Raw genomic sequence first — 19,568 nt, 5'->3', positions numbered from 1 at the left:
CAGACAATGAAGGCTGCCCAAGGTGTAAGACTGCTGCTCGTCGATGACGAGCCTCATATTCTCCAGTTCCTGGAGCTGGGCCTGATCAATGAGGGATTTGAAGTAAGAACCGCGCCGGACGGAGTCAGCGCCATAGCGGTTGCTGCTGAATTCAAGCCGCATGTGGCCATTCTCGATGTGATGATGCCGGGCATGGACGGATTCGAGGTATGCCGGTACCTCCGCTCGGAAGAAGCGGAAATTGCCGTGATTATGCTTACTGCAAAAGACGAAGTGGATGACCGTGTCAAAGGGCTGTCCATCGGAGCCGATGACTATATGGTGAAGCCGTTCAGCTTCGACGAGCTGCTGGCCCGGATTCAGGCGCGGCTGCGCAACCAGTTCCCGGGACTGCTCGGCGAAGTACGCTGCGGCCCCTTCCGCATCGACGGGCGCCGCAAGGAAATCCGCCACAAGGACGAGGTGCTGGAGCTGTCTCCTACGGAGTATGAGCTGCTGCAATATCTTGTGATCAATCATGGTCTGGTGTTAAGCAAACCGATGATTCTGGACAAGGTGTGGGGCTATGATTTCGGCGGTGAGGAAAATATCGTCGAGGTCTACATCCGCTCCCTCCGCGAGAAGCTCGGCGATAAGGAGCACCGGATTATCCGCACGCTGCGCGGTGCGGGATATCGTGTGGATCTGATATGATCGCCCGCGCCAAAAGCCTCTTCGGCAAATTTCCGGCGCCGCGTTCCCTGCGCAAGCAACTGCTCGCCATCTCGCTGCTGATCCTGTCGGGACTGCTCCTCCTGATCGGAGTGCTGCAGTATGTGCTAATGCGGGATTTCATTTACAGCAACAGAGCAGAGTCGATGGAAACGCAGATCCGCTCCGTGCCGCGTGAATTGTTTTTTAATTCGTTTGCTTTCAATGCGAATAACGGGGCGGGAACAGAAGCGAACAGCAAGGATACCAGCAAGTCGAATGCAGGAAGTGCAGCTCCGGGTAGCAGCACGGGCGGGACGAGCGGAACGGGCAGGGCGGGTGATTCGGGTGATTCGAGTGCTACGAGCGGTTCGAACGGTTCCGGTGGTTCGGGTACTTCCGTACCCGGCGGCGGCAGTGCAACAGACAGCGGCGCTCCGAACTCGCTCGCTCCCGGACTGCCGCCTTTAGGGAGCGGACTGGGTGGCGGTGAAACCCCTGAGAACATCCCTCCCGGCAGCATGCGCAGCTCCGGGAACAGACGCCCGCTGCTGCTGGATGCCCATACGACCCTCGCGATTTACAGCTCGGACGGCACTTTCAAGGATTTTCAGGAGGAAACGCTGTCTGATTCCGTCGCCCCCAGATTATCGAGTGCTGAATACAATGAGCTGCTGAAGCACACCACAGACAAGGCTTCCGGCAAGTACAGGCTCATTACAGCGGCAGATGGGAGAGAGCACCTGGCCGTATTTATGAATCTCGGCAAACCGGGGGAAGCCAAAATGCTGCTGCAGATGAGTGTCGAAACGGGTCCCCTGAGGGATGTAATCATGCAGCAGCTATTGATTTTTGCCGCATTGTCGGTGGTAGCCTTGCTGGCTGGACTGCTGCTGTATCTGCCTGCGCTGCGGAAGACGCTTGTTCCCTTATCCAAGATGGGAGAAGCTGCACAGATCATCGACGCGGGCAATCTGAATGAGCGTTTCCCGGTGAATCAGGGACAGTCGGAGATAGATAAGCTATCCAGTTCGTTTAACGGAATGCTGGAGCGGCTGGAGATTTCTTTTCACAATGAACGTGAAGCCAAGGAGCAAATGCGCCGTTTCGCCGCCGATGCTTCCCATGAGCTGAGAACGCCGCTGACTTCCATTCACGGATTTCTGGAGGTGCTGCTGCGCGGGGCGGCAGATAACAAAGATCAGCTCTACAGCGCGCTGACCAGCATGCATGGCGAGTCCAAACGCATCAATAAGCTGGTTGAGGATTTGCTGCTGCTGGCCCGAATGGACGGAGCACCGCAGCTTAATGTCAAAAACCTGCTGCTGGGGGAAGTTATCACTGAGATGCAGCCCCAGCTTCTGCTGCTCTCCGGTGACCGCAAGGTGACTTTTGATATATCCTCCGGTATCCGAGGAATGTATGATCCCGACAAGCTGAAGCAGGTTATTCTTAACTTATTTCACAATGCGGTGCAGCATACCGATGCGGAGAAAGGGACTATTCATATCTCGCTGCATGCCTGCGGCACGGAAACTGAGCTGGTTGTGCGGGACAATGGCTCAGGGATCGCGGCCGAGCATATCCCTCATGTCTTTGACCGGTTCTACCGCAGCGATTCCTCACGCACGCGCAAATACGGCGGTTCAGGTCTCGGCCTGTCCATTACGAAATCAATTGTGGAAGCGCACAGCGGGGATATCCGTGTGGAGAGCGTTCCCGGAGAGGGCACGGCCTTCAAGGTTAACCTTCCCTGCCTGCTTCATTAGCTATTGAGCTGTAATTAACGTTATAATAGTAAGTGAATTGATGGATAGCGCTTATCCAAACTTTTAGTCTACAGGAGGTTGATCTTATGTATGAAATCGCCGTAATCGGAGCCGGCCCTGCCGGCGCAAGCGCAGCCCTGTTCGCCGCAAAGGCGGGCAAAAAAACGCTGCTGGTCGACAACGACAAAGGTATGACACGCAGAGGCTGGTATGAGAACTACTACGGCATCGCCGAAATCGGCGGTCCTGATCTGGTGGAAACCGGCCACAAGCAGGCGGTCAAATTTGGTGCGGAGCTGGTGGCGGATCAAGCGGTGAACCTGGCCGCAAAAGGCGAAGGCTTCGTAATCGAGACTGAGAGCGGCGCCACTTATGAAGCGAAACATGTCATTCTCGCTACAGGCGTGCTGACAGACCTTGCTGCCAAAGCTGGAGTGGACACCAAAGACGGCACTGAACCGAGAATCAAAACGGTTGTAGCGGTTGATGCGCAAGGCAAAACCAACGTCGAAGGCATCTGGGCAGCAGGAACGGCAGCCGGAGTAAGCGTACACGCCATCATCACCGCCGGAGACGGCGCGAAGGTCGCCGTTAATGTCATTAGCGAGCTGAACGGTGCTAGATACGTCGATCATGATGTGCTGAAGGCTTAGGCAGGGTGATTTAGGCTGCGCTGAAGCAGGTCTCCTGCCGGTGGGCGGCAGGCTCGTATCATTAGGTCAACCTTTCGGGTTGGCCTTTTTTGTTCGTCCCGCACGCAGGTTAATTCGCTGATCCGGCATGATGAAGTAGCTAAGAAAAGGTTGAGCGAGATAGTTGTACTTCGTACACTTAAATCCTCACTTTTTTCGCCTAACAAAGCTTTAGTTGCAGTTCGTACACTTATATTTGCTGATTTCCGCTAAAATACCCTCTCTCCTGATTTTTAATTGTATGAAGTACAGCTAAACTCTGCGTTCAGACATTTTCGCACCAGATAGCTGCAGTAAGTACAATTAACTTTCCAGAGAGGTTCAGAGCAGGGCTGCGGCGAGTGGCGGCGGTTGGCTGCGAGTGACGGCAGTGGCTACGGGCAGCTTCGGGCAACACAGCAGTAAAACAAATTTTAGCCGGGACGGCGCAATTAACACAATTAACTTTCTTCAGCGAGAGTAAGAGACAGGGCGGCGGCGGGTGGCTACGGGCAGCTCCAGACGCCCTAGCAGGAAGACATACTTCGCGCAGACGGCACATAAGACCGTTCCAGATGATCATTAGCTGCCAGCCATGCTCCTCCGAAACCGCCTTATGCGGTTAGATGTCAATTGTCCGTGGCCGTCCATCAGTTCCTCCGGCTGCTTGCGCCTGCCCCCGGGAACTGCAGCACCGCCTGCGCTTCCACACCGTCGCCGAGGCTCCCGAGCAGCTCCCGCAGGTACGGCAGCAGCAGCGGCCGCAGTTCTTCACGCTGCAGGCCCATCTCCAGCGTCGCCTGGATATAGCCGAATTTGTCACCGATATCATAGCGCTTGCCTTGCAGATCAAGCGCCAGCAATCCTTCGCTGCGGCACACCTCATGCAGCGCATCGGTCAGCTGGTATTCGCCTCCGGCCCCGCGCTCCAGCCTGCTCAGCACTGAGAAGATCGAGGGCTGCAGGATATAACGCCCCATAATCGCGTTCGTTGAAGGCGCAGCCTGCGGAGCAGGCTTTTCCACCAATCCGCTCACCACATGCACACCTTTCACAGAGCCGCCGGAGGCGATAATCCCATACTTGCCTACCTCTGATCTGGGTACCTGCTGCACACCGACAATCGTCTGCTCTGACTGCTCGTACAGCTTCATCATCTGCGAGAGCGCCGGAGGCTCGGAGACCATGATGTCATCGCCTAGCAGCACGGCAAACGGCTCGTCGCCGATGAACTGCTCTGCGCACAGGATGGCATGGCCGAGACCGAGCGGCTCTTTTTGCCGGATATAATGGATGCTGGCCAGCGCGCTGATTCCCTGCACCTCGCGGAGCAAGTCCATTTTCCCCTTGTCCAGTAAGGTCTGTTCCAGCTCCACCGACTTGTCAAAATGATCCTCAATCGACTTCTTATTGCGGCCGGTCACAATAATAATGCTCTCAATGCCGGAGCGGACCGCCTCCTCAACAATATACTGGATCGCCGGCTTGTCGACGATGGGCAGCATCTCCTTCGGCTGCGCTTTGGTGGCTGGCAGGAAACGCGTACCCAGTCCGGCAGCGGGAATGACGGCTTTTCTAATTTTCATAATGAACCCCTCCCTTGCCTGTTATTTATTCAGCTGCGCAACTCTCTGCTCAGTCACGTTCTGCTGTTTCTTGCCGCTGTAGATTTCCTGAACGATATAGAGCGGACGCCGCTTGGTCTCGTCATAGATCCGGCCGACATATTCGCCCAGGATACCCAGCATGATCAGCACGAATCCGTTGAAGGTCAGCGTAATGCCGATCATGGACGCCCAGCCCTTAACGGCAGAGTCCGTAAACAGAGCCAGGTACAACACATACATAAGGTACAGAAACCCGCCTGCGGACAGAAGTCCTCCCAGATATCCCGCCAGCTTCAGCGGTTTATAGGAGAAAGAGGTGATGCCGTCCAGCGACAGCTTGATCATGCGCTTCAGCGGATATTTGGTTTCTCCGGCCAGCCGTTCATCACGTTCATATTCGATAGCCTTCTGGCGGAAGCCTACCCAGCTTACCAAGCCGCGTACAAAGCGGTTTTTCTCCGGCAGCCGTTTCAGCTCTTCGCACACCTTGCGGTCAATCAGGCGGAAGTCGCCGGTATCGACAGGAATCGAAATGTCCGTGGAATAGCGCAGCACCCGGTAAAAGGCGCTTGCGGTCCACTTTTTGAACAGGGATTCTCCATTCCGCTTGATGCGTTTGGCATACACGACCTCATAGCCTTGTTTCCATTCCTGGATCATATCCAGAATCAGCTCCGGCGGGTCCTGCAGATCAGCGTCGATAATGACCACCGCATCGCCCAGCGAATAATCCATACCAGCGGTAATGGCAATCTGGTGACCGAAGTTGCGGGACAGGTCGATCAGCTTCACGCTCTCATCCCAGTAGCTGTACTCCTCAATCATCTGCGCGCAGTTGTCAGTGCTGCCGTCATTCACGAACAGCAGTTCATAGGGTTCTCCTGTCGTTCCCATCACTTTCTTAATCCGCCGGTAGGTCTCCTGAATAACCGCCTCTTCGTTATACATTGGTATGACTACGGAATAGCGCACGCTGGTGCTCATGAGCAGCTCCTCCTTAAATATAAATATTGAAGCGCGCCTGCCGTAAAAGCTTCTGCGGCGCGCTTCATGTACAGCCTGCTGAACGACATCCTATTTCACCGTAACCTCATACAAGGTTCCGCCATTGATACCTGTCTCTGTTCCCTGCCAATCTGCGGTCGGAACCACTGTCCCGTTCTCCGTTATCCAGCTGGTAATTTCTGAATTGCCGCCGCGTCCGCCGCCGCCCATGCCGCCGGTGGTGACGAGGAAATATTTCACCTTGCCGCTGGCCACCAGCGCCTTCAGCGTATCGGTGGTATACGGTACATCCGAGCCGTTGAACCCGTTAAGAATGACTACCGATTCGCCTTTGTCGATGATATACGGGCCTGCCGTTCCGTAATCCATAGCTGCGAACAGATACTTCTCGCCCGTATTATGCTCCTTCAGGTAGGCCAGCAGATTCTCGTTGACACCTGCGGTGTTATTTCTGCCACCACCGCCACTGCCGCCTCCGCCGCCCATGCCGCCAAAACCACTGTCGCTGTCCGGGCCAGCCGCCGGGGTCATGCTGTTCAAGCCGTACGTTATCGGCGTAAACGCCCAGTACGTAGGTCCGATCAGCAGCACCAGCAATCCAAGCACAGCCGCCGCATGAATCAGCGGCTTCTCTTTGCCTTTCAGTATCCGAAGGATGAGCAGCAGCAAGGAAGCCGCGATTCCTGCCGCAAGTACACCAATGGACCAGCCGCTTCCGATCTTATCGTCATACGGATGAATAATGTACCACTGGAACACAGCCGTTGCGAGCGTTGCCGCCGGAAGCAGCCATGACAGCCAGGTTGAACGTTCCTTATAATAGGTCCAGAGCTGCAGCCAGCCTGCGCCGGCCAGCGCTGCAATCGGCGGAGCCATCATAATCAGATAGTACTGGTGGAAAAATCCGGCGATGCTGAAGAATCCCATAACCGGCACCAGCCAGGCCAGCCAGAACAGCGCTTCTTTATGCTTCTGGGTAAAGTTCCTTCTGCGCAGGCTGGCAAAAATCCCAATGCAGCCGAACAGCAGGAAGGGCAGCAGCCAGCTGGCTTGACCGGACAACGCCGACTGGAACAAGCGCAGCGGACCTGCGGTGCCTGTATTGAACATTCCGCCGCCACGGTTCATCCCGCCTGGACCGCCTTCAAACTGGCCGCCCTGGCCTCTGCCGAACTCGCGGCCCTCTCTGTCCGTTCGTCCGCCGGAGGCTTGGCCCTGCATTCCGCCGTCACCTGCGGCCTGTCCACGGCCAGTTGATCCGTCATCCGTTCCGCCTGGAGTCTGCCCCGGCGGCTGACCGCCATTGCCCGCTTGACCGCCGGCAGCACCCTGGCCGTCAGTGCCGTTCATCATCCCTTGGCCTCCAGCGCCATTCATGGCCGGCATCTCGCCGCCGTTCCATGCCGGCATTTCACCGCCACCGAACATCCCCCCGCCGCCTCCGGGGAAGCCGCCTCCGCCGCTGCCGCCTGTGCTGCGGTCACCGGTCAAACGCGATACCCCGTTGTAGCCAAAAGCCAGGTTCAGTACAGAGTTGGTGCCGCTGCTGCCCATATAAGGGCGTTTGCTGGCCGGGATCGAATCCACGATCACCGCCCAGGACAGGGAGACTGCCAGCAGCACTGCCGTGCAGGCTGCCAGCACCCCGGTTTTTTTCTTCCAGTTCACTTTCGCTGCCAGAATATAAAAGAGGTAAAATGCAGGCAATACCATGTAGGCCTGAAGCATTTTTTCGTTGAAGCCCACGCCAATAAGTGCAAATGCGGCAAGCAGGCTGCCGGTTTTGTTGCGCTTTGTTCCCTTGAACAGAAACCACGCTGCCAGTAGCAGTGTAAATACCAGCATGGCATCAATATTGTTCGTTCTGCTGACAGCAGCAGCTACCGGTGTCGAGGCCATTGTGAGTGCGGCCAGACGCGCCGCCGTTCTGCCGAAGGTCGGCTTCACCAGCAGATACACCAGCAGAACCGAGCCAACGCCGCCCAGCGCCTGCGGCAGAATAACACTCCAGCCGTGCAGTCCGAAGATCAGAGCGCTGAGCGTCTGAATCCAGAAGGTGACTGGCGGCTTATCGACCGTTACCGAGCCCGCCGAGTCCAGCGAGGCGAAGAAGAAATTGTGGAAGCTCTGCAGCATGCTCCCTACCGCCGTTGTATAGTACGTGTTTACATAATGATCATTCCAGATTCCATACCCGTACAGAAAGGCTGCAAGCAGCAGGATGACAAGCAGCACAACATCGGAACCCAGCTTTTTAATCAGTTTCATCTCACTCCACTCCCCATCCATCTAGTCCGGCAGTGCTCCCCCCCGGTCCAGCTTTACTTAGGTGTATTATTGCACCCGTACCTTAACCCATAATGAAATCAAGCTGAATGTTTGCTGAAACCCGGGCTAACCCGGATGATGCCGACACGCCAAAAAAATGGACATGAATCAGTCTTATGCTGAGTTCATGTCCATTCTTTGATATAAATGAGCTATATTATATGTGGACGATTCGAAAGGAGCGGGGGAAGCATGAGTAATATGTTTTTAATCGGCGAAATGTCAAAGCTCTTTCAGATTGATATCCGGACGCTGCGTTACTATGATGAAATCCATCTGTTCACGCCAGCATTTGTTGACGATGCAACAGGCTACCGGTACTACTCTATCGAACAATTCGAGCGCTTGAACACAATACTTTACCTCAAAGCGTTGAATATTCCTCTAAAAGAAATCAAGCAGTTTATAGACCAGCGGGATATCCAGCATATTCTAGCTTTATTGAAGGAACAACAGCGAAGAACAGAAGAGAAGATTCGTGAGTTCGAACAGATTGGGCAGAAAATTAATAACCGTATCCGGCAGATTGAAGATGTGTCCAAAGTAGAAGATCTTTTGAGAATCCGGGAAGTGCAGCTTCCGGAACGAATGATCATTATGCTTAAACAAAGGATTCTTAAAAGCGATAATCTGGAAATGCCCATTCGCATTTTAGAAAACAGCAGCAATATGAAGTCCAGTATTTTCTTGGGCCAGGTAGGTTTGACGATCTCAGTCACAAGCTTGCAGGAAAGGAATTTCGAAGAATACCATTCTTTATTCATGTTCGTGGAACCGGATGAGCCTAAACGTTTGGATTCCACTGCAAAATTGCTCCCTAAGCAAAAATACCTGACAATTCGTTTTGTAGGCACGCATGCAGACGCATCGCCGTATTACGAAAAATTGCTGGCATATGCAAACGGGGAGAGATACATTTTAACGGACGATGCGCTTGAAATTACATATATTGATTATGGAATTACGCAGGACGCCTCCAAATTCGTTACAGAAATTCAAATGCCGGTGCATAAGCATTGACCCTCCAGCCGCTGGAGGGTTTATTCTGTTTAAAACAGAATTATAGGAGAGAGCAACAATGATTGGAACGATTGTTAATGTATCAACTATTATTGCAGGCTGCGTAGCCGGAAGTCTTTTTAAGAAAGGTCTGAACGAGTCTTACCAAAATATTCTGATGCAGGCAATGGGACTTGCAGCGGCTGCCCTTGGCATCCACTCGCTCGTCACGTATATGTCGGCCAGCCAGTATCCCGTATTGTTTATTGTGAGCTTAGCACTTGGTGGTGTTATTGGTCAGACGCTTAATTTGGAGCAACGATTTAAGAATGTGGTTACCAGAATCTCAAAAGGAAATCTAGCAGAGGGGTTATCAACAGCGATACTGTTATTTTGCTTAGGAACAATGTCTATACTGGGACCAATAGAGAGTGCTTTACACGGGAATCATACGTATTTATTCACTAATGCTATTCTTGACGGGGTTACTTCGATTGTACTGGCATCTACATTTGGTATTGGAATCATTTGGTCTGCAGCAGTACTCTTCTGTTGGCAAGGGCTGCTGTACCTTCTGGCAAATGCTTTATCAGGTTTCATCACACCAGAGCTTTTGACTGAGACATCCATTGTTGGCGGAGTGCTGATATTTTGCTCTGGCTTAAACATTCTTGGTATACAAAACTTCAAGACGATGAATTTAATTCCCGCACTAATGATACCGGTTGTATTTATATTACTCAAAAATGTAATAGGTATGTGATACAGTTATCTCGGCTATTCACTCCGGCCCAGCGCGGCCAGTTTATTCACCGTATTCCAGTTGCGTGCGGTGATGGACGTGCCCAGCAGCTTCTCCAGCGGAACCTTGAACAGCGGGGATTTGCTTACACTCACCTCATACAGGGTGTACATTTCCCTCCCGGCTACAATAAGCTTGTCCGCACCATCAGCATAAGGCTGAAGCTGCTCCAGCGCCTCCTCCGAAGGCTCTTTTTCCAGAAAAGAAACATACAGCCGCTTATAAGCCTCTTCTTCAAAAATCTCAAACGGATTGCCTGCGATCACCGTTTCCAGTTGCTCCAGACTGCGGATCAGTACGGAAACATCAAATCCGAACGTCTCCATGATCTGTCTGCTAATGATCTCCGCAAGCGCATCGCTGTCGGTGTCTCCACTCTCAAACACTACATTTCCGCTCTGGATATAGGTTCGGACCCGGTCATATCCGAGCGACTCGAACATGGCCTTCAGCGCCTGCATTTTGATGATTTTGTTGCCGCCAACGTTGATGCCTTTCAGCAGCGCAATATAGGTATTCATAGCGCACCTTCTTTCCTTAACCATATTAAGGGGTCGATATAGAACTCAAACGTCTGCGGATCTCACGGACAAGCTGCTCTTTTTCCGCAGGCGGAATTCCTTCAACCAGCCTTGCCGCCGCTACCGGCAGCACCCAGGCATTGATCTCAGCGTATGAGCAGCCCGATAATTTGAGGTATTCCCGAATGTATCCTTTAGTGAGCCTCTGCCTCATAAAAGCTATCATCATCCTGGTTAACCAGGATGCCCCCGGCGGAACGGCTCCCATACTGAGCATCACCACGGTTCGTGCCGCATCCCCGGCAGGATTGCCGGAAATTCCTGTCATCCAGTCGATGATCCAGACTTGCTCACCCATTAGCACATTGTCGGGGTGGAAATCACCATGCAGCAGCCGCTCTCCCTCAGGCAGCTTCTCCAGCTCACCCAGCACAGCCGTTTTCTCCTCCAGCGTGAGCATGGGCGCGGCAATAATGGTTTTGTGCAGAGCTTCCTTCTGCCGTCCCAATCCCTCCGGGCCTTCAAGCTTATGCAGCTCATAATGAAGTGCCGCCATCTGCCGGGCATACCCGCCAAGCTTCCACGGCTTCTCGCTAATCAGCTTAAGCATAGACCGGCCATGAATCTGCTGGAATACAATGCCTTTGCGGCCCTCTGATGTAATAAGCTCCATGGGCTGCGGGGTCTGGACATTATGCCCATGCACATATGTACTGATCTTATATTCGTGTTCCACATGATGCTCCGGAATATTATCCCGGTAAAGCTTCAGAATCGCCCCGGTTCCATGCTCCCACACCTCAGCGGTTCTGCCTTCTCCTATTCTTTTCCCCTGCACGCTACTTCCCCCATCTACTCCAGATTGATACGAGTGAAATGCTCCACTACCGGGAACGGGCTGTAGTAATGATGCAAAAGCGCCTTCCATTCCTGATATTGGCCGGATTCTCTGAATCCTACGGTATGATCCTCAAGATTGCGCCATTTTACCAGCAGCAGGTATTTATGATCGTCCTCAAGACAATGCTGCAGCTCATGGCCTAAATACCCCTCAATGGAGGCAATCAGCACGGACGCTTCCTTAAAACTCTGTTCAAACTGACCGGCAAGCCCCGGCTTTACCTGAAGCATGGCTGCTTCCAGAATCATAACAATCATCTCCTTGCTGTATATTTTCCCGGTATCATGGTGCTCGTTCCTGACTTATCCCCCCCGATCATACCACGGAAAGCTGAGTTAGCGGTAAGCAGGCCTATTGCTGTGGAGCCGCCCGCTTGGCGCTTCGGGCCTGAATTTCTGCGGTGATCCATAATAACACAGGAATAACCAGCTGAAACGGAAGAGCGTAAATCTTATAGATATGGTAGGCGAAATATTCCATTTGCATAATATTCTCGTAGATGAAATCCGACAAATAGACCATAATCAGGCCCATCTGCAGCACTACGGAGCGGTAGCTGCTCAGCTTGAACACTTTAGCTACCCCATTGCAGGTTACATACAGACATAAGCTCACCTTCACAAAAAGTGCCGTGACAAATAAAACCGCCGACGAACCTTCAATTCTCGTTAGGAAATCGCCTATATTGATCCTGCTGACGGCTACATACGAGGGGAAATACAGGCTTGATAAAATATTCGGGCCCAGTACCAGCAAATTGCGCAGGGTAACAAAGATCACAATGACTCCCGCAAGCAGCACACCACTTACCAGAACCCGCTTGGCGGATACTTTTTTGGGCAGCACACTAAATGCACCCAGGAAGATTACAAGCTCCGCAAAAGGAAAGGTGAACGTGCCGATTGTATCCGTAGCAACAAGCCTCCACCCGCTGTCCAGAACCGGCAATAGATGATGATATTGAAATTTTGGGATAGACAGCAGCTCTAGTAATACAAGCACGGTGACAGTAAACAGCAGCAGGAACTTGGCGCTTCTCCCGAGCACCTCAAGTCCCGCCTTCACAACCCAAATACAGAGCAGACCGATCACCAGCATCGGGACAAGCATAGGCGTTGAGGTCAGGGCCACACTCTTGCCGAATTCGCCGAAATTCCGCAGCACCAGCGCACCCAAATGAAGGGCATACCATATGTACAGACAGGAGAGCACCCTGCCAAAGATGGCTCCGAACACCGTAATCAGCATGTCGTACAGATCCTTGCCAGGGAATAGCTTATGAAGCCGTGCGTAGATGAGCATAAGGGGGACCGCCAGCAAAATGGCAAATATCAGAGCAATCCAGCTGCTATTCCCGGATTGTCCCGAGACCCCCATAAACAGAGAACTGCCGATAATAAACAGAATGCATATACTTATAGCCTGTCCTGCCGGTATGTTTTCCTTGCTCATCTGTCCTCCCCCTTTCAGAAACGCGGGCTTAGAATAGCTTTTTGACCCAATTGACAATCAGCGGCGAAGGACTTGGAATCTCCCAATGCATGGACAAGGCAAACGCCAGGGAAAAGGACACAAGGCAGAGCACAGAGCACACATAGAAATCCCGTTTCCCCCCTTGCTTCAGCAGTCCGTAGGGATCAACTATAACGACCAAGGCATAAATGAGCACAAGGTAAATGACCATCCTAATCTCCTAACCTGATGGAACGCGAGGTTTTGGCGCTGCTCTCAATAATGACCTTTGAGCTTACTTCGACATCCAGATGAGTGAATTCCTCATTCCAGTTGTTCTGCAGCTTGGCCCAGGTTTTCGGCATGCGCTCATGAATGATTTCTCCAAAGCCAAAAATATCAGCATGATATTTCTGCTGAACCCCCCGGATGACAGAGCGTATCTCCTTTTGCAATTTCTCGCCGGCGCGTTTCTCAATGGCTGTTATATGTTTATTCTCAGAGAAGTTTTCAGAGGTCATCACTTCATCGAGATTCGTATGCGTCACCGTCTTGATCTGCAGCTTAAGCTTGCCGTCTGTCAGCTTCGGCTTCACCTTGGTCCTGTTTGATAATATCTCCAATGAGTAGGTGGGAATTCCCTGATCGTCAGCCACATCCAGCACGCCTCCTTTGATGTCATTTTTGGCAAACATCATACTTTTGGTCTCATCACCGTTCAATTTGCCCACCAGCTTGTCCTTTGAAAAGATGGCACACCCGTCTACACGCTCAATTTTTTTCCCGTTACTCTCATGGATATGGATCAGCGGTGCTATCGCATGGTTCCCCGAAGTCTCCAGCTTGTCGAGGAAATCCCATATTTCCACAACCGGGGCTGTGCTGGTGAACTTCTCATCGCTCATCATTTGCGCTAAATCAAACGACAGGATGGAATCTGTGGCACTGTTCAGATGCAGGATTTCACTCGCAGTCTTCTCATTTGACACAAATATAAATACATCTGATCTTGTTTCTGTATCTCTGCTGTACCAGTCAATCGCTTTAATTAAGCCTTCCCTCGCAATTTCCTCACTGATGATAATCACCTTGGCATGGCTCCAGAACAGCTTCTTGCCGGTCATGGAGATCATGTCGCGGACAATTTCGAACATCGTCCCGCCCGAAAGACTGAGCATTTTGAAGCCCGGCTGATTCTTGTCAAGCCCTCCCTTGGTGTCGAGCATCTCTGCCGTTAGCAGCATCTTGCCTTTGGTTTGGCTTTTGTCGATGGCCACGCCGGCCACTATGGACATATCATCAACCTCGACATAATCCCAGCAGCCGCTAATGCCAAGCAGGAGCACTACGCTGAACAGCACTGACAACAGTCTCCGCACTGGCCTCATGGCCTTCTAACCTTCTTGGCCTGCTTCCGCTTTATATTGCGCACACCGATTATCGCCGGACGCAGATACATATCCCACCAAGGGGCGCGGATGGCAGTGTCCTTAATATCCTCCGGCCGGATTGATCCTACACTAAGCATGTAGGGAACCCCGAAGGAGCGAAGGCTCATGAGATGAATTACCAGGCCGAGCAGTCCAAAGAAATATCCGTATATCCCGAGGAAGAAGACAAGGAGCAGCAGTCCCAGCCGCACTATGATCAATGGACCGGTAAGCCTTGGATTCAGCAAGGTTGTAATGCCGGTAAGACCTACGACGATAACCATCGGCGCACTGACCATCCGCGCATCCACAGCAGCCTGCCCGAGCACCAGTGCTCCCACTATGCTGACTGCCTGCCCAATGGAGGACGGAATTCTCGCCCCCGCTTCACGCAGAACTTCGAATATGGTCAGCATAATCAGAGCCTCAACCACTGTGGGAAAAGGAACCGAATACCTCGCAGTGGCAATACTGGTCAGAAGCGGTGTCGGAACCATCTCTTGGCTGTAAGTAACCAGCGCTACATAGACCGCAGGAATGCTGATCGACAGGATGGCTCCCAGTACCCGCAGCAGCCGGTTGAAGGAGGCGAAATAATAGTTAATATAATAATCCTCGCTGGCTTGAAAATTCTCCACAAACACAAAGGGCAGTGTCAGCGCAAATGGACTGCCTTCAATCAGAAGGGCAACTCTCCCCTCCATAATTTTGCTGACCACAGAATCGGGCCGTTCAGTGCTGCCGATCATCTCGAAGGGCGAATAGGGCTCGTCGCGGATCAGTTCCGCAAGATAGCCGCTGTCCAAAAGATGGTCGATTTCCACCTTCGCCAGCCGTTCCTGAAGCTCCTTGAGAATATCCGGCGAGGCCAGGCCCTCCATATAACAGATACAGGTTTTTGTCTTGGAGCGGGTTCCGACTTCACTAAAAACAAACTTCAGATCGGGATTCAGAACTTTACGGCGGATCATCGTCAGGTTAATGAGCAGTGACTCTGTAAAGCCTTCTCTCGGACCCCGGACTGCTTTTTCAGTCTCAGGCTCTTCTATGGCCCGGGTCTCCCAGCCTTGAGCATTTATGTTCAGCGCTCCGGCGTATCCGTCCAGTAAAAAAAGCGTTCTGCCGCCTGCAACGGCTCCAACTAATTCGTCAAGCTTAGTCGAGACTATAATGTCACTGACGGTAATAATTTCTGCACGGATTTTCTCCATCAACTCGGCGGGATTACGGCTTTCTTCTTCCGTGAATTCATAGGCCATCACCGGCCTTGTAATACCGTTCTGTATAAGCTCTCTATTGATCATTCCGTCCACGTAGATTAAGCCGCAGCGTACAGGTGTGCTATGCTTATTCTCAATCACCCTTATTATCAGGGTCCCGTCGCCGCTGAAGATCCGCCGAAACAGAGCCACTGTCTCATCGAGCGAGGGGCTAAGCGGCTGGGAAGAGGATATTTGTCCGGCGGCCTGTCCGCCGTTTGGGGCAGCATCTGTGTTGCTCACAGCAGTCACTCCTGACACAATACTTTTGATCTGATTATCCCCCGACTCCCTAACTCCTATTCGCCATAATTTAGCTGCTGTATTGCAAGAAAAAGACCCGTAAATTGCTTCCTAAGCAACTTCACGAGCCTTTCGGAAATACTCTCATACCCTAATAGAAAACATGTATTCCAGTTGATATAATTTAGTTGTATAAGTTAAACTTCAGATTTTATATTAGGGTCTGGGCGTAGCTACGGGGAATGTTTGGACTTCCGGCCGCTGTTGTCGTAAGAATTTCTTGATTTTTACCGCTCTAAGCGGATGAAATCCGGAGACAAAGGCGGACGCGTTCGCTCCTCCAGTTCCAAACTTCCCCTCCACACTTTTCCCTTTTTATTTTTCAAGTTCAACTTATATAGTTAAGCTGCAGTTACCCCTGTTTCTCAGCAATAAAGGAGCCCGTTATGACACCATTTACAGAAAAAGTTATCGCCGTTATACGCTCGATCCCCGAAGGCAGCGTCATGACCTACGGAGGCATTGCCCGCGCGGCAGGAAGTCCCCGGGCGGCCAGACAGGTCGTCCGCATTCTCCATTCCATGAGCCGCAAATACAAGCTGCCGTGGCACAGAGTTGTGAATGCTGAGGGGCGAATCGCTCTGACCGATGATGAATCCAGCTCACTGCAGCAGCTATTTTTGCTGGGCGAGGGAATCGTTTTTGATGATAAAGGCGTGATTGATCTTAAGCGTTACCTGCATCACCCTGAGCCAGATGAAGACTATTTTCTTCCGCCTCCGGAATAGGCGCGTCCGCTCCCTTTGCCCAGCACATTCAGCAGACAGTACATCGTCGCATAAATAGCCAGCAGCACACAGGCAGTGAACAGGCTGAAGAAGACAGACTGCCGGTTGAGGCTGTCCATAACGAGCTGGTATAGCTGATGCCGGTCGGTGAGCACATCCCAGCTGTTCAGCCGGTAGACCCGGCCAAGCAATACACCATATCCCCCCAGTGCACAGGCGAACAGCACGAAGATCCATGAGAACAGCAGATTGCTTTTGCGGTAAATGACCGCTTGGAACTGGTAGAGGGAAAAGAACCCCGTCAGCCAGCCGCTCCAGGTGAACAGCAGCAGCATGACCAGATCATACCAGAAGCGGCTCTGAACGGTTCCCCCGACGAAATACAGATTTTTGCGCATCATCAAATGCACCAGATCAGTCATAATGTAAGGCGCGTTCGGAAAAAACAGCAGCCAGGCTATGCCAAGCGGAAACACCAGCAGTCCGCCGACTTTCCTCTTATCCAGCTCATGGGCCGCCATAGAGAATACAAACGGAAGCCAGGCCAGAAACAGATTCCAGATCAAGAATTTGAAATAGTCATCCGTCCGCTGCGACACTACACTGTAGACCGCGAGCGTTGCTAGAGTCAGTCCCGCCAAAAGCAGAAATACTCTGGAATAGTTCAATTCCTTCATAAGTGTATAATCTCCTTATCCGTAAGAATTCGGTACAGGCTTCCTGTAATTGTACAAATATTTACGTGCCTTGTACAAATATGACATGAATAAAAAACCCGGACGACTGAGCGCCCGGGCTTAAGATTGCTGTTCCTAATTAAACGCTAATGTAAAAAAATTCGGGTGGCCGCATAGCTTCCAGTGTCTATACTTCTCCGCTCAGTTTGCGGGCCACTGCAGGCGTGCGGCCTTTGAACGTGCTGCGTCCAGCCGCTTCATCCAGTCCGGAGAACGCTGCGCATTCCCTGAAGGCCGCATGCCGGCAGCCCAGACATTTATTGTAGTTGATCAGCTTCAGCGCATCATTGATCGCTTCTCCCGTATGAGCATAGAACTGCGTCGCCCCGATCCGGTCATACAGCCCGGTCTTCTTGAGCAGCTCCAGCGGCTGGGATTGAATGCCGGAAATCATCAATTTCCCGCCATCCCCATGCAGCTCCTTCACCAGTGCCGCCAGATTGGCTTCGCCGGTAGTATCAATGAAAGGCACCTTACCCATGCGCAGCAGAATCACCTTCGGCTGGTCCGGTCCAAGGCCCGGCATCGTATCATCGAAACGGTAAGCAGCCCCAAAGAAAAGCGGCCCCTCCACACTATATATGCCAATTTGCGGACAATCATGGCTATCCGTGACCATATGCGCCTCCACCTTTACAGAAGAAGGATCAGGCAGCACCTTGGACACCATATGAACCTCGCCCATCCGTTTGACGAACAGCACCACCGCCAGCACAAGGCCAACCTCTACCGCCAGCGTCAAATCAGCAAAAACCGTCAGCAGAAAAGTAATGAACAACACCAGGGAATCCCCGGTCTTCAGCTTGAGCAGATGCAGAAATTCCTTGCGTTCGCTCATATTCCAGGCAACCACCATCAGAATCGGCGCCATTGCCGCCAGCGGAATACTCGATGCATACGGGGCGAACAACAATAGAATCAGAAAGACTACAACGCCGTGAATCACACCCGACAATGGAGATACGGCTCCGCTCTTAATGTTGGTAGCGGTTCTGGCAATCGCACCGGTAGCCGGAATCCCCCCGAACAGCGGCGCGGCAATATTGGCAACCCCCTGACCGATCAGCTCGCGGTTGCTGTCATGGCGGCTGCCCGACATTCCGTCGGCAACAACAGCGGACAGCAGCGACTCAATCGCGCCCAGCATGGCGATAACAAAGGCTGGACGAATCAGCAGCTGTATCCTCTCCCAGCTAATGACCGGGAAGTGGAAGCTCGGCAGCGTGTTCGGAATGTCCCCGTAGGCGGAACCGATTGTGGTCACCTTGCCGCTGAAGAACAGCGCCGCAATAATTGTTGCACAGAGCAGCCCAACCAGTGCTCCCGGTACTCTCGGTGCAAAACGCATTCCAAGCACAAGAACAGCCAGACAAATTACAGCCGTCAGAACACTGTACAAATTAATGGTCGAGATGTGCAGGCCAATTTCCTTCATATTATCCACAAAACTCTCATGCCGCTTTATACCTTTCAGGCCGAGGAAGTTCGCGATTTGCCCGGTGAAAATAATGACGGCTATCCCCGCCGTAAAGCCGATGGTCACAGGCTTGGGGATGAACTTGATCAGCACACCCAGCCGGAGCAGCCCCATAATAACCAGAATTACCCCGGCCATCATTCCGGCGAGCAGCAGGTTCTCATAGCCGTACTGCATGCCAATGGCGAACAAAATAGGAATAAACGCACCCGTAGGTCCGCCAATCTGAAACTTTGAACCGCCGAACAAGGAAATCAGAATCCCTGCGACTATGGTTGTATAAATTCCGTACTCCGGCTTTACACCGGAAGCAATAGCAAATGCCATCCCCAGCGGGATGGCAATAACGCCGACGATTAACCCTGAAATAAGATCCTTGCGCAGCGCAGCAATATTGTAGCCTTTAAAACGGCCCCACCCTATCATCCTTTAACCTTCTTTTCTCTGAATATCTGATTATTTGAATATAAGAGCAACATTACTCCTGCAAACCGCTCTTGTCAACGGGTAATCTGCCCCGGGAGACCCGGGGTCATTCGCTGCGGATACCTTCCAGAATGGAGATGGCGTTCACCAGGTGGTTGTCGAATATTTGCTTGGCTACCGCCAGCAGGTCTTTGATCAGGGGATCACGCAGCGAGTAGATTACCGTAGTGCCTTCTTTTACACTGGCTACCACATTTTTGGCGCGGAGCACGGCAAGCTGCTGGGAGACGGCAGACCCTTCGGACCCCAGAATGGCCTGCAGCTCGTTCACATTCTTCTCGCCTTCGCTCAGCAGCTCCAGAATACGAATCCGCATCGGATGAGCCAGCGCCTTGAAAAATTCCGTCTTGAATTGCTGAATTTCGCTGTTCATTGAACCTCTGCTCCTCATAGCTTACTTCTT

General features: G+C 52.2%; 19 protein-coding genes. 6 read left to right on the top strand and 13 right to left on the bottom strand.

The window, feature by feature from the left end; genetic code table 11:
- Positions 1-6 precede the first annotated feature (6 nt).
- The 3 genes from ACX1DY_RS29785 to ACX1DY_RS29775 all read left to right on the top strand — a co-directional run bounded on the left by ACX1DY_RS29785 (position 7) and on the right by ACX1DY_RS29775 (position 3,112).
- Positions 7-693, top strand: a complete 687-nt coding sequence (locus tag ACX1DY_RS29785) for a response regulator transcription factor (RefSeq protein ID WP_458967739.1) — start codon at positions 7-9, stop codon at positions 691-693.
- Positions 690-2,459 carry a sensor histidine kinase gene (locus ACX1DY_RS29780; protein WP_458967738.1) on the top strand — a complete coding sequence of 590 codons (1,770 nt, stop codon included), beginning with the start codon at positions 690-692 and terminating at the stop codon, positions 2,457-2,459. The genes ACX1DY_RS29785 and ACX1DY_RS29780 overlap by 4 nt, the downstream gene beginning before the upstream one ends.
- A gap of 86 nt (positions 2,460-2,545) precedes the next feature.
- On the top strand, positions 2,546-3,112 hold the full coding sequence (locus ACX1DY_RS29775; RefSeq protein ID WP_458967737.1) for an FAD-dependent oxidoreductase: 567 nt from the start codon (positions 2,546-2,548) through the stop codon (positions 3,110-3,112).
- 668 nt (positions 3,113-3,780) lie between these two features.
- Here the strand turns inward: ACX1DY_RS29775 and galU are convergent.
- The 3 genes from galU to ACX1DY_RS29760 all read right to left on the bottom strand — a co-directional run bounded on the left by galU (position 3,781) and on the right by ACX1DY_RS29760 (position 8,010).
- Positions 3,781-4,716, bottom strand: coding sequence for a UTP--glucose-1-phosphate uridylyltransferase GalU (gene galU / locus ACX1DY_RS29770; protein WP_458967736.1), 936 nt, complete (start codon positions 4,714-4,716; stop codon positions 3,781-3,783).
- Positions 4,717-4,737: 21 nt separating this feature from the next.
- Positions 4,738-5,721, bottom strand: a complete 984-nt coding sequence (locus ACX1DY_RS29765) for a glycosyltransferase family 2 protein (protein WP_458967735.1) — start codon at positions 5,719-5,721, stop codon at positions 4,738-4,740.
- 90 nt (positions 5,722-5,811) lie between these two features.
- The gene (locus ACX1DY_RS29760) at positions 5,812-8,010 is read right to left on the bottom strand and encodes a glycosyltransferase family 39 protein (RefSeq protein WP_458967734.1); all 2,199 of its coding nucleotides are present in this window, start codon (positions 8,008-8,010) and stop codon (positions 5,812-5,814) included.
- 252 nt (positions 8,011-8,262) lie between these two features.
- On the opposite strand from ACX1DY_RS29760, the gene ACX1DY_RS29755 reads away from it, so the two are divergent.
- Together ACX1DY_RS29755 and ACX1DY_RS29750 are read left to right on the top strand one after the other, a co-directional pair.
- A complete protein-coding gene (locus tag ACX1DY_RS29755) occupies positions 8,263-9,090 on the top strand; it encodes a MerR family transcriptional regulator (protein ID WP_458967733.1) in 828 nt (275 codons plus the stop codon).
- Between the two features lie 58 nt (positions 9,091-9,148).
- The gene (locus ACX1DY_RS29750) at positions 9,149-9,832 is read left to right on the top strand and encodes a DUF554 domain-containing protein (RefSeq protein ID WP_458967732.1); all 684 of its coding nucleotides are present in this window, start codon (positions 9,149-9,151) and stop codon (positions 9,830-9,832) included.
- A gap of 14 nt (positions 9,833-9,846) precedes the next feature.
- On the opposite strand, the gene ACX1DY_RS29745 is transcribed toward ACX1DY_RS29750, so the two are convergent.
- The 7 genes from ACX1DY_RS29745 to ACX1DY_RS29715 all read right to left on the bottom strand — a co-directional run bounded on the left by ACX1DY_RS29745 (position 9,847) and on the right by ACX1DY_RS29715 (position 15,677).
- The gene (locus ACX1DY_RS29745; protein WP_458967731.1) at positions 9,847-10,392 is read right to left on the bottom strand and encodes a DUF1697 domain-containing protein; all 546 of its coding nucleotides are present in this window, start codon (positions 10,390-10,392) and stop codon (positions 9,847-9,849) included.
- A 25-nt stretch (positions 10,393-10,417) separates the two neighbouring features.
- On the bottom strand, positions 10,418-11,230 hold the full coding sequence (locus ACX1DY_RS29740; protein WP_458967730.1) for a phosphotransferase family protein: 813 nt from the start codon (positions 11,228-11,230) through the stop codon (positions 10,418-10,420).
- Between the two features lie 14 nt (positions 11,231-11,244).
- A complete protein-coding gene (locus tag ACX1DY_RS29735) occupies positions 11,245-11,541 on the bottom strand; it encodes an antibiotic biosynthesis monooxygenase family protein (protein WP_458967729.1) in 297 nt (98 codons plus the stop codon).
- A gap of 103 nt (positions 11,542-11,644) precedes the next feature.
- Positions 11,645-12,745 (bottom strand): GerAB/ArcD/ProY family transporter, encoded by a 1,101-nt coding sequence (locus ACX1DY_RS29730; RefSeq protein ID WP_458967728.1) that lies wholly within the window; start codon positions 12,743-12,745, stop codon positions 11,645-11,647.
- 28 nt (positions 12,746-12,773) lie between these two features.
- Entirely contained in the window at positions 12,774-12,977 is a 204-nt protein-coding gene (locus ACX1DY_RS29725) for a hypothetical protein (protein ID WP_458967727.1), read from the bottom strand.
- A 1-nt stretch (position 12,978) separates the two neighbouring features.
- Positions 12,979-14,133: a Ger(x)C family spore germination protein gene (locus ACX1DY_RS29720; RefSeq protein WP_458967726.1), complete on the bottom strand. Its 1,155-nt coding sequence runs from the start codon at positions 14,131-14,133 to the stop codon at positions 12,979-12,981.
- Positions 14,130-15,677, bottom strand: coding sequence for a spore germination protein (locus tag ACX1DY_RS29715; RefSeq protein WP_458967725.1), 1,548 nt, complete (start codon positions 15,675-15,677; stop codon positions 14,130-14,132). Before ACX1DY_RS29715 ends, ACX1DY_RS29720 begins: the two co-directional genes overlap by 4 nt.
- A 446-nt stretch (positions 15,678-16,123) precedes the next feature.
- Here ACX1DY_RS29715 and ACX1DY_RS29710 point away from each other — a divergent pair, with 446 nt between their 5' ends.
- Entirely contained in the window at positions 16,124-16,465 is a 342-nt protein-coding gene (locus ACX1DY_RS29710) for an MGMT family protein (RefSeq protein WP_458967724.1), read from the top strand.
- Here the strand turns inward: ACX1DY_RS29710 and ACX1DY_RS29705 are convergent.
- The 3 genes from ACX1DY_RS29705 to ACX1DY_RS29695 all read right to left on the bottom strand — a co-directional run bounded on the left by ACX1DY_RS29705 (position 16,441) and on the right by ACX1DY_RS29695 (position 19,538).
- Entirely contained in the window at positions 16,441-17,142 is a 702-nt protein-coding gene (locus ACX1DY_RS29705; RefSeq protein ID WP_458967723.1) for a DUF1361 domain-containing protein, read from the bottom strand. The two genes, ACX1DY_RS29710 and ACX1DY_RS29705, sit on opposite strands and share 25 nt — an antisense overlap.
- A 187-nt stretch (positions 17,143-17,329) precedes the next feature.
- The gene (locus ACX1DY_RS29700) at positions 17,330-19,105 is read right to left on the bottom strand and encodes a SulP family inorganic anion transporter (RefSeq protein WP_458967722.1); all 1,776 of its coding nucleotides are present in this window, start codon (positions 19,103-19,105) and stop codon (positions 17,330-17,332) included.
- A gap of 106 nt (positions 19,106-19,211) precedes the next feature.
- The gene (locus ACX1DY_RS29695; protein WP_458967721.1) at positions 19,212-19,538 is read right to left on the bottom strand and encodes an ArsR/SmtB family transcription factor; all 327 of its coding nucleotides are present in this window, start codon (positions 19,536-19,538) and stop codon (positions 19,212-19,214) included.
- Positions 19,539-19,568: the final 30 nt, after the last annotated feature.

It is taken from the genome of Paenibacillus sp. BAC0078 (assembly GCF_054483875.1).
Note: the sequence above shows the minus strand (reverse complement) of the source record. Positions and strands in the feature narration are given on the sequence as shown.

Bases quoted from the DNA above. Each gene is read 5' to 3' on its own strand.
- ACX1DY_RS29725 (WP_458967727.1), bottom strand. From the start codon at position 12,977: ATGGTCATTTACCTTGTGCTCATTTATGCCTTGGTCGTTATAGTTGAT.
- ACX1DY_RS29760 (WP_458967734.1), bottom strand. From the start codon at position 8,010: ATGAAACTGATTAAAAAGCTGGGTTCCGATGTTGTGCTGCTTGTCATC.
- ACX1DY_RS29710 (WP_458967724.1), top strand. From the start codon at position 16,124: ATGACACCATTTACAGAAAAAGTTATCGCCGTTATACGCTCGATCCCC.
- ACX1DY_RS29745 (WP_458967731.1), bottom strand. From the start codon at position 10,392: ATGAATACCTATATTGCGCTGCTGAAAGGCATCAACGTTGGCGGCAAC.
- ACX1DY_RS29705 (WP_458967723.1), bottom strand. From the start codon at position 17,142: ATGAAGGAATTGAACTATTCCAGAGTATTTCTGCTTTTGGCGGGACTG.
- ACX1DY_RS29780 (WP_458967738.1), top strand. From the start codon at position 690: ATGATCGCCCGCGCCAAAAGCCTCTTCGGCAAATTTCCGGCGCCGCGT.
- ACX1DY_RS29750 (WP_458967732.1), top strand. From the start codon at position 9,149: ATGATTGGAACGATTGTTAATGTATCAACTATTATTGCAGGCTGCGTA.
- ACX1DY_RS29755 (WP_458967733.1), top strand. From the start codon at position 8,263: ATGAGTAATATGTTTTTAATCGGCGAAATGTCAAAGCTCTTTCAGATT.
- ACX1DY_RS29720 (WP_458967726.1), bottom strand. From the start codon at position 14,133: ATGAGGCCAGTGCGGAGACTGTTGTCAGTGCTGTTCAGCGTAGTGCTC.
- ACX1DY_RS29735 (WP_458967729.1), bottom strand. From the start codon at position 11,541: ATGATTCTGGAAGCAGCCATGCTTCAGGTAAAGCCGGGGCTTGCCGGT.
- ACX1DY_RS29700 (WP_458967722.1), bottom strand. From the start codon at position 19,105: ATGATAGGGTGGGGCCGTTTTAAAGGCTACAATATTGCTGCGCTGCGC.
- ACX1DY_RS29785 (WP_458967739.1), top strand. From the start codon at position 7: ATGAAGGCTGCCCAAGGTGTAAGACTGCTGCTCGTCGATGACGAGCCT.
- galU (WP_458967736.1), bottom strand. From the start codon at position 4,716: ATGAAAATTAGAAAAGCCGTCATTCCCGCTGCCGGACTGGGTACGCGT.
- ACX1DY_RS29775 (WP_458967737.1), top strand. From the start codon at position 2,546: ATGTATGAAATCGCCGTAATCGGAGCCGGCCCTGCCGGCGCAAGCGCA.
- ACX1DY_RS29765 (WP_458967735.1), bottom strand. From the start codon at position 5,721: ATGAGCACCAGCGTGCGCTATTCCGTAGTCATACCAATGTATAACGAA.
- ACX1DY_RS29695 (WP_458967721.1), bottom strand. From the start codon at position 19,538: ATGAACAGCGAAATTCAGCAATTCAAGACGGAATTTTTCAAGGCGCTG.
- ACX1DY_RS29730 (WP_458967728.1), bottom strand. From the start codon at position 12,745: ATGAGCAAGGAAAACATACCGGCAGGACAGGCTATAAGTATATGCATT.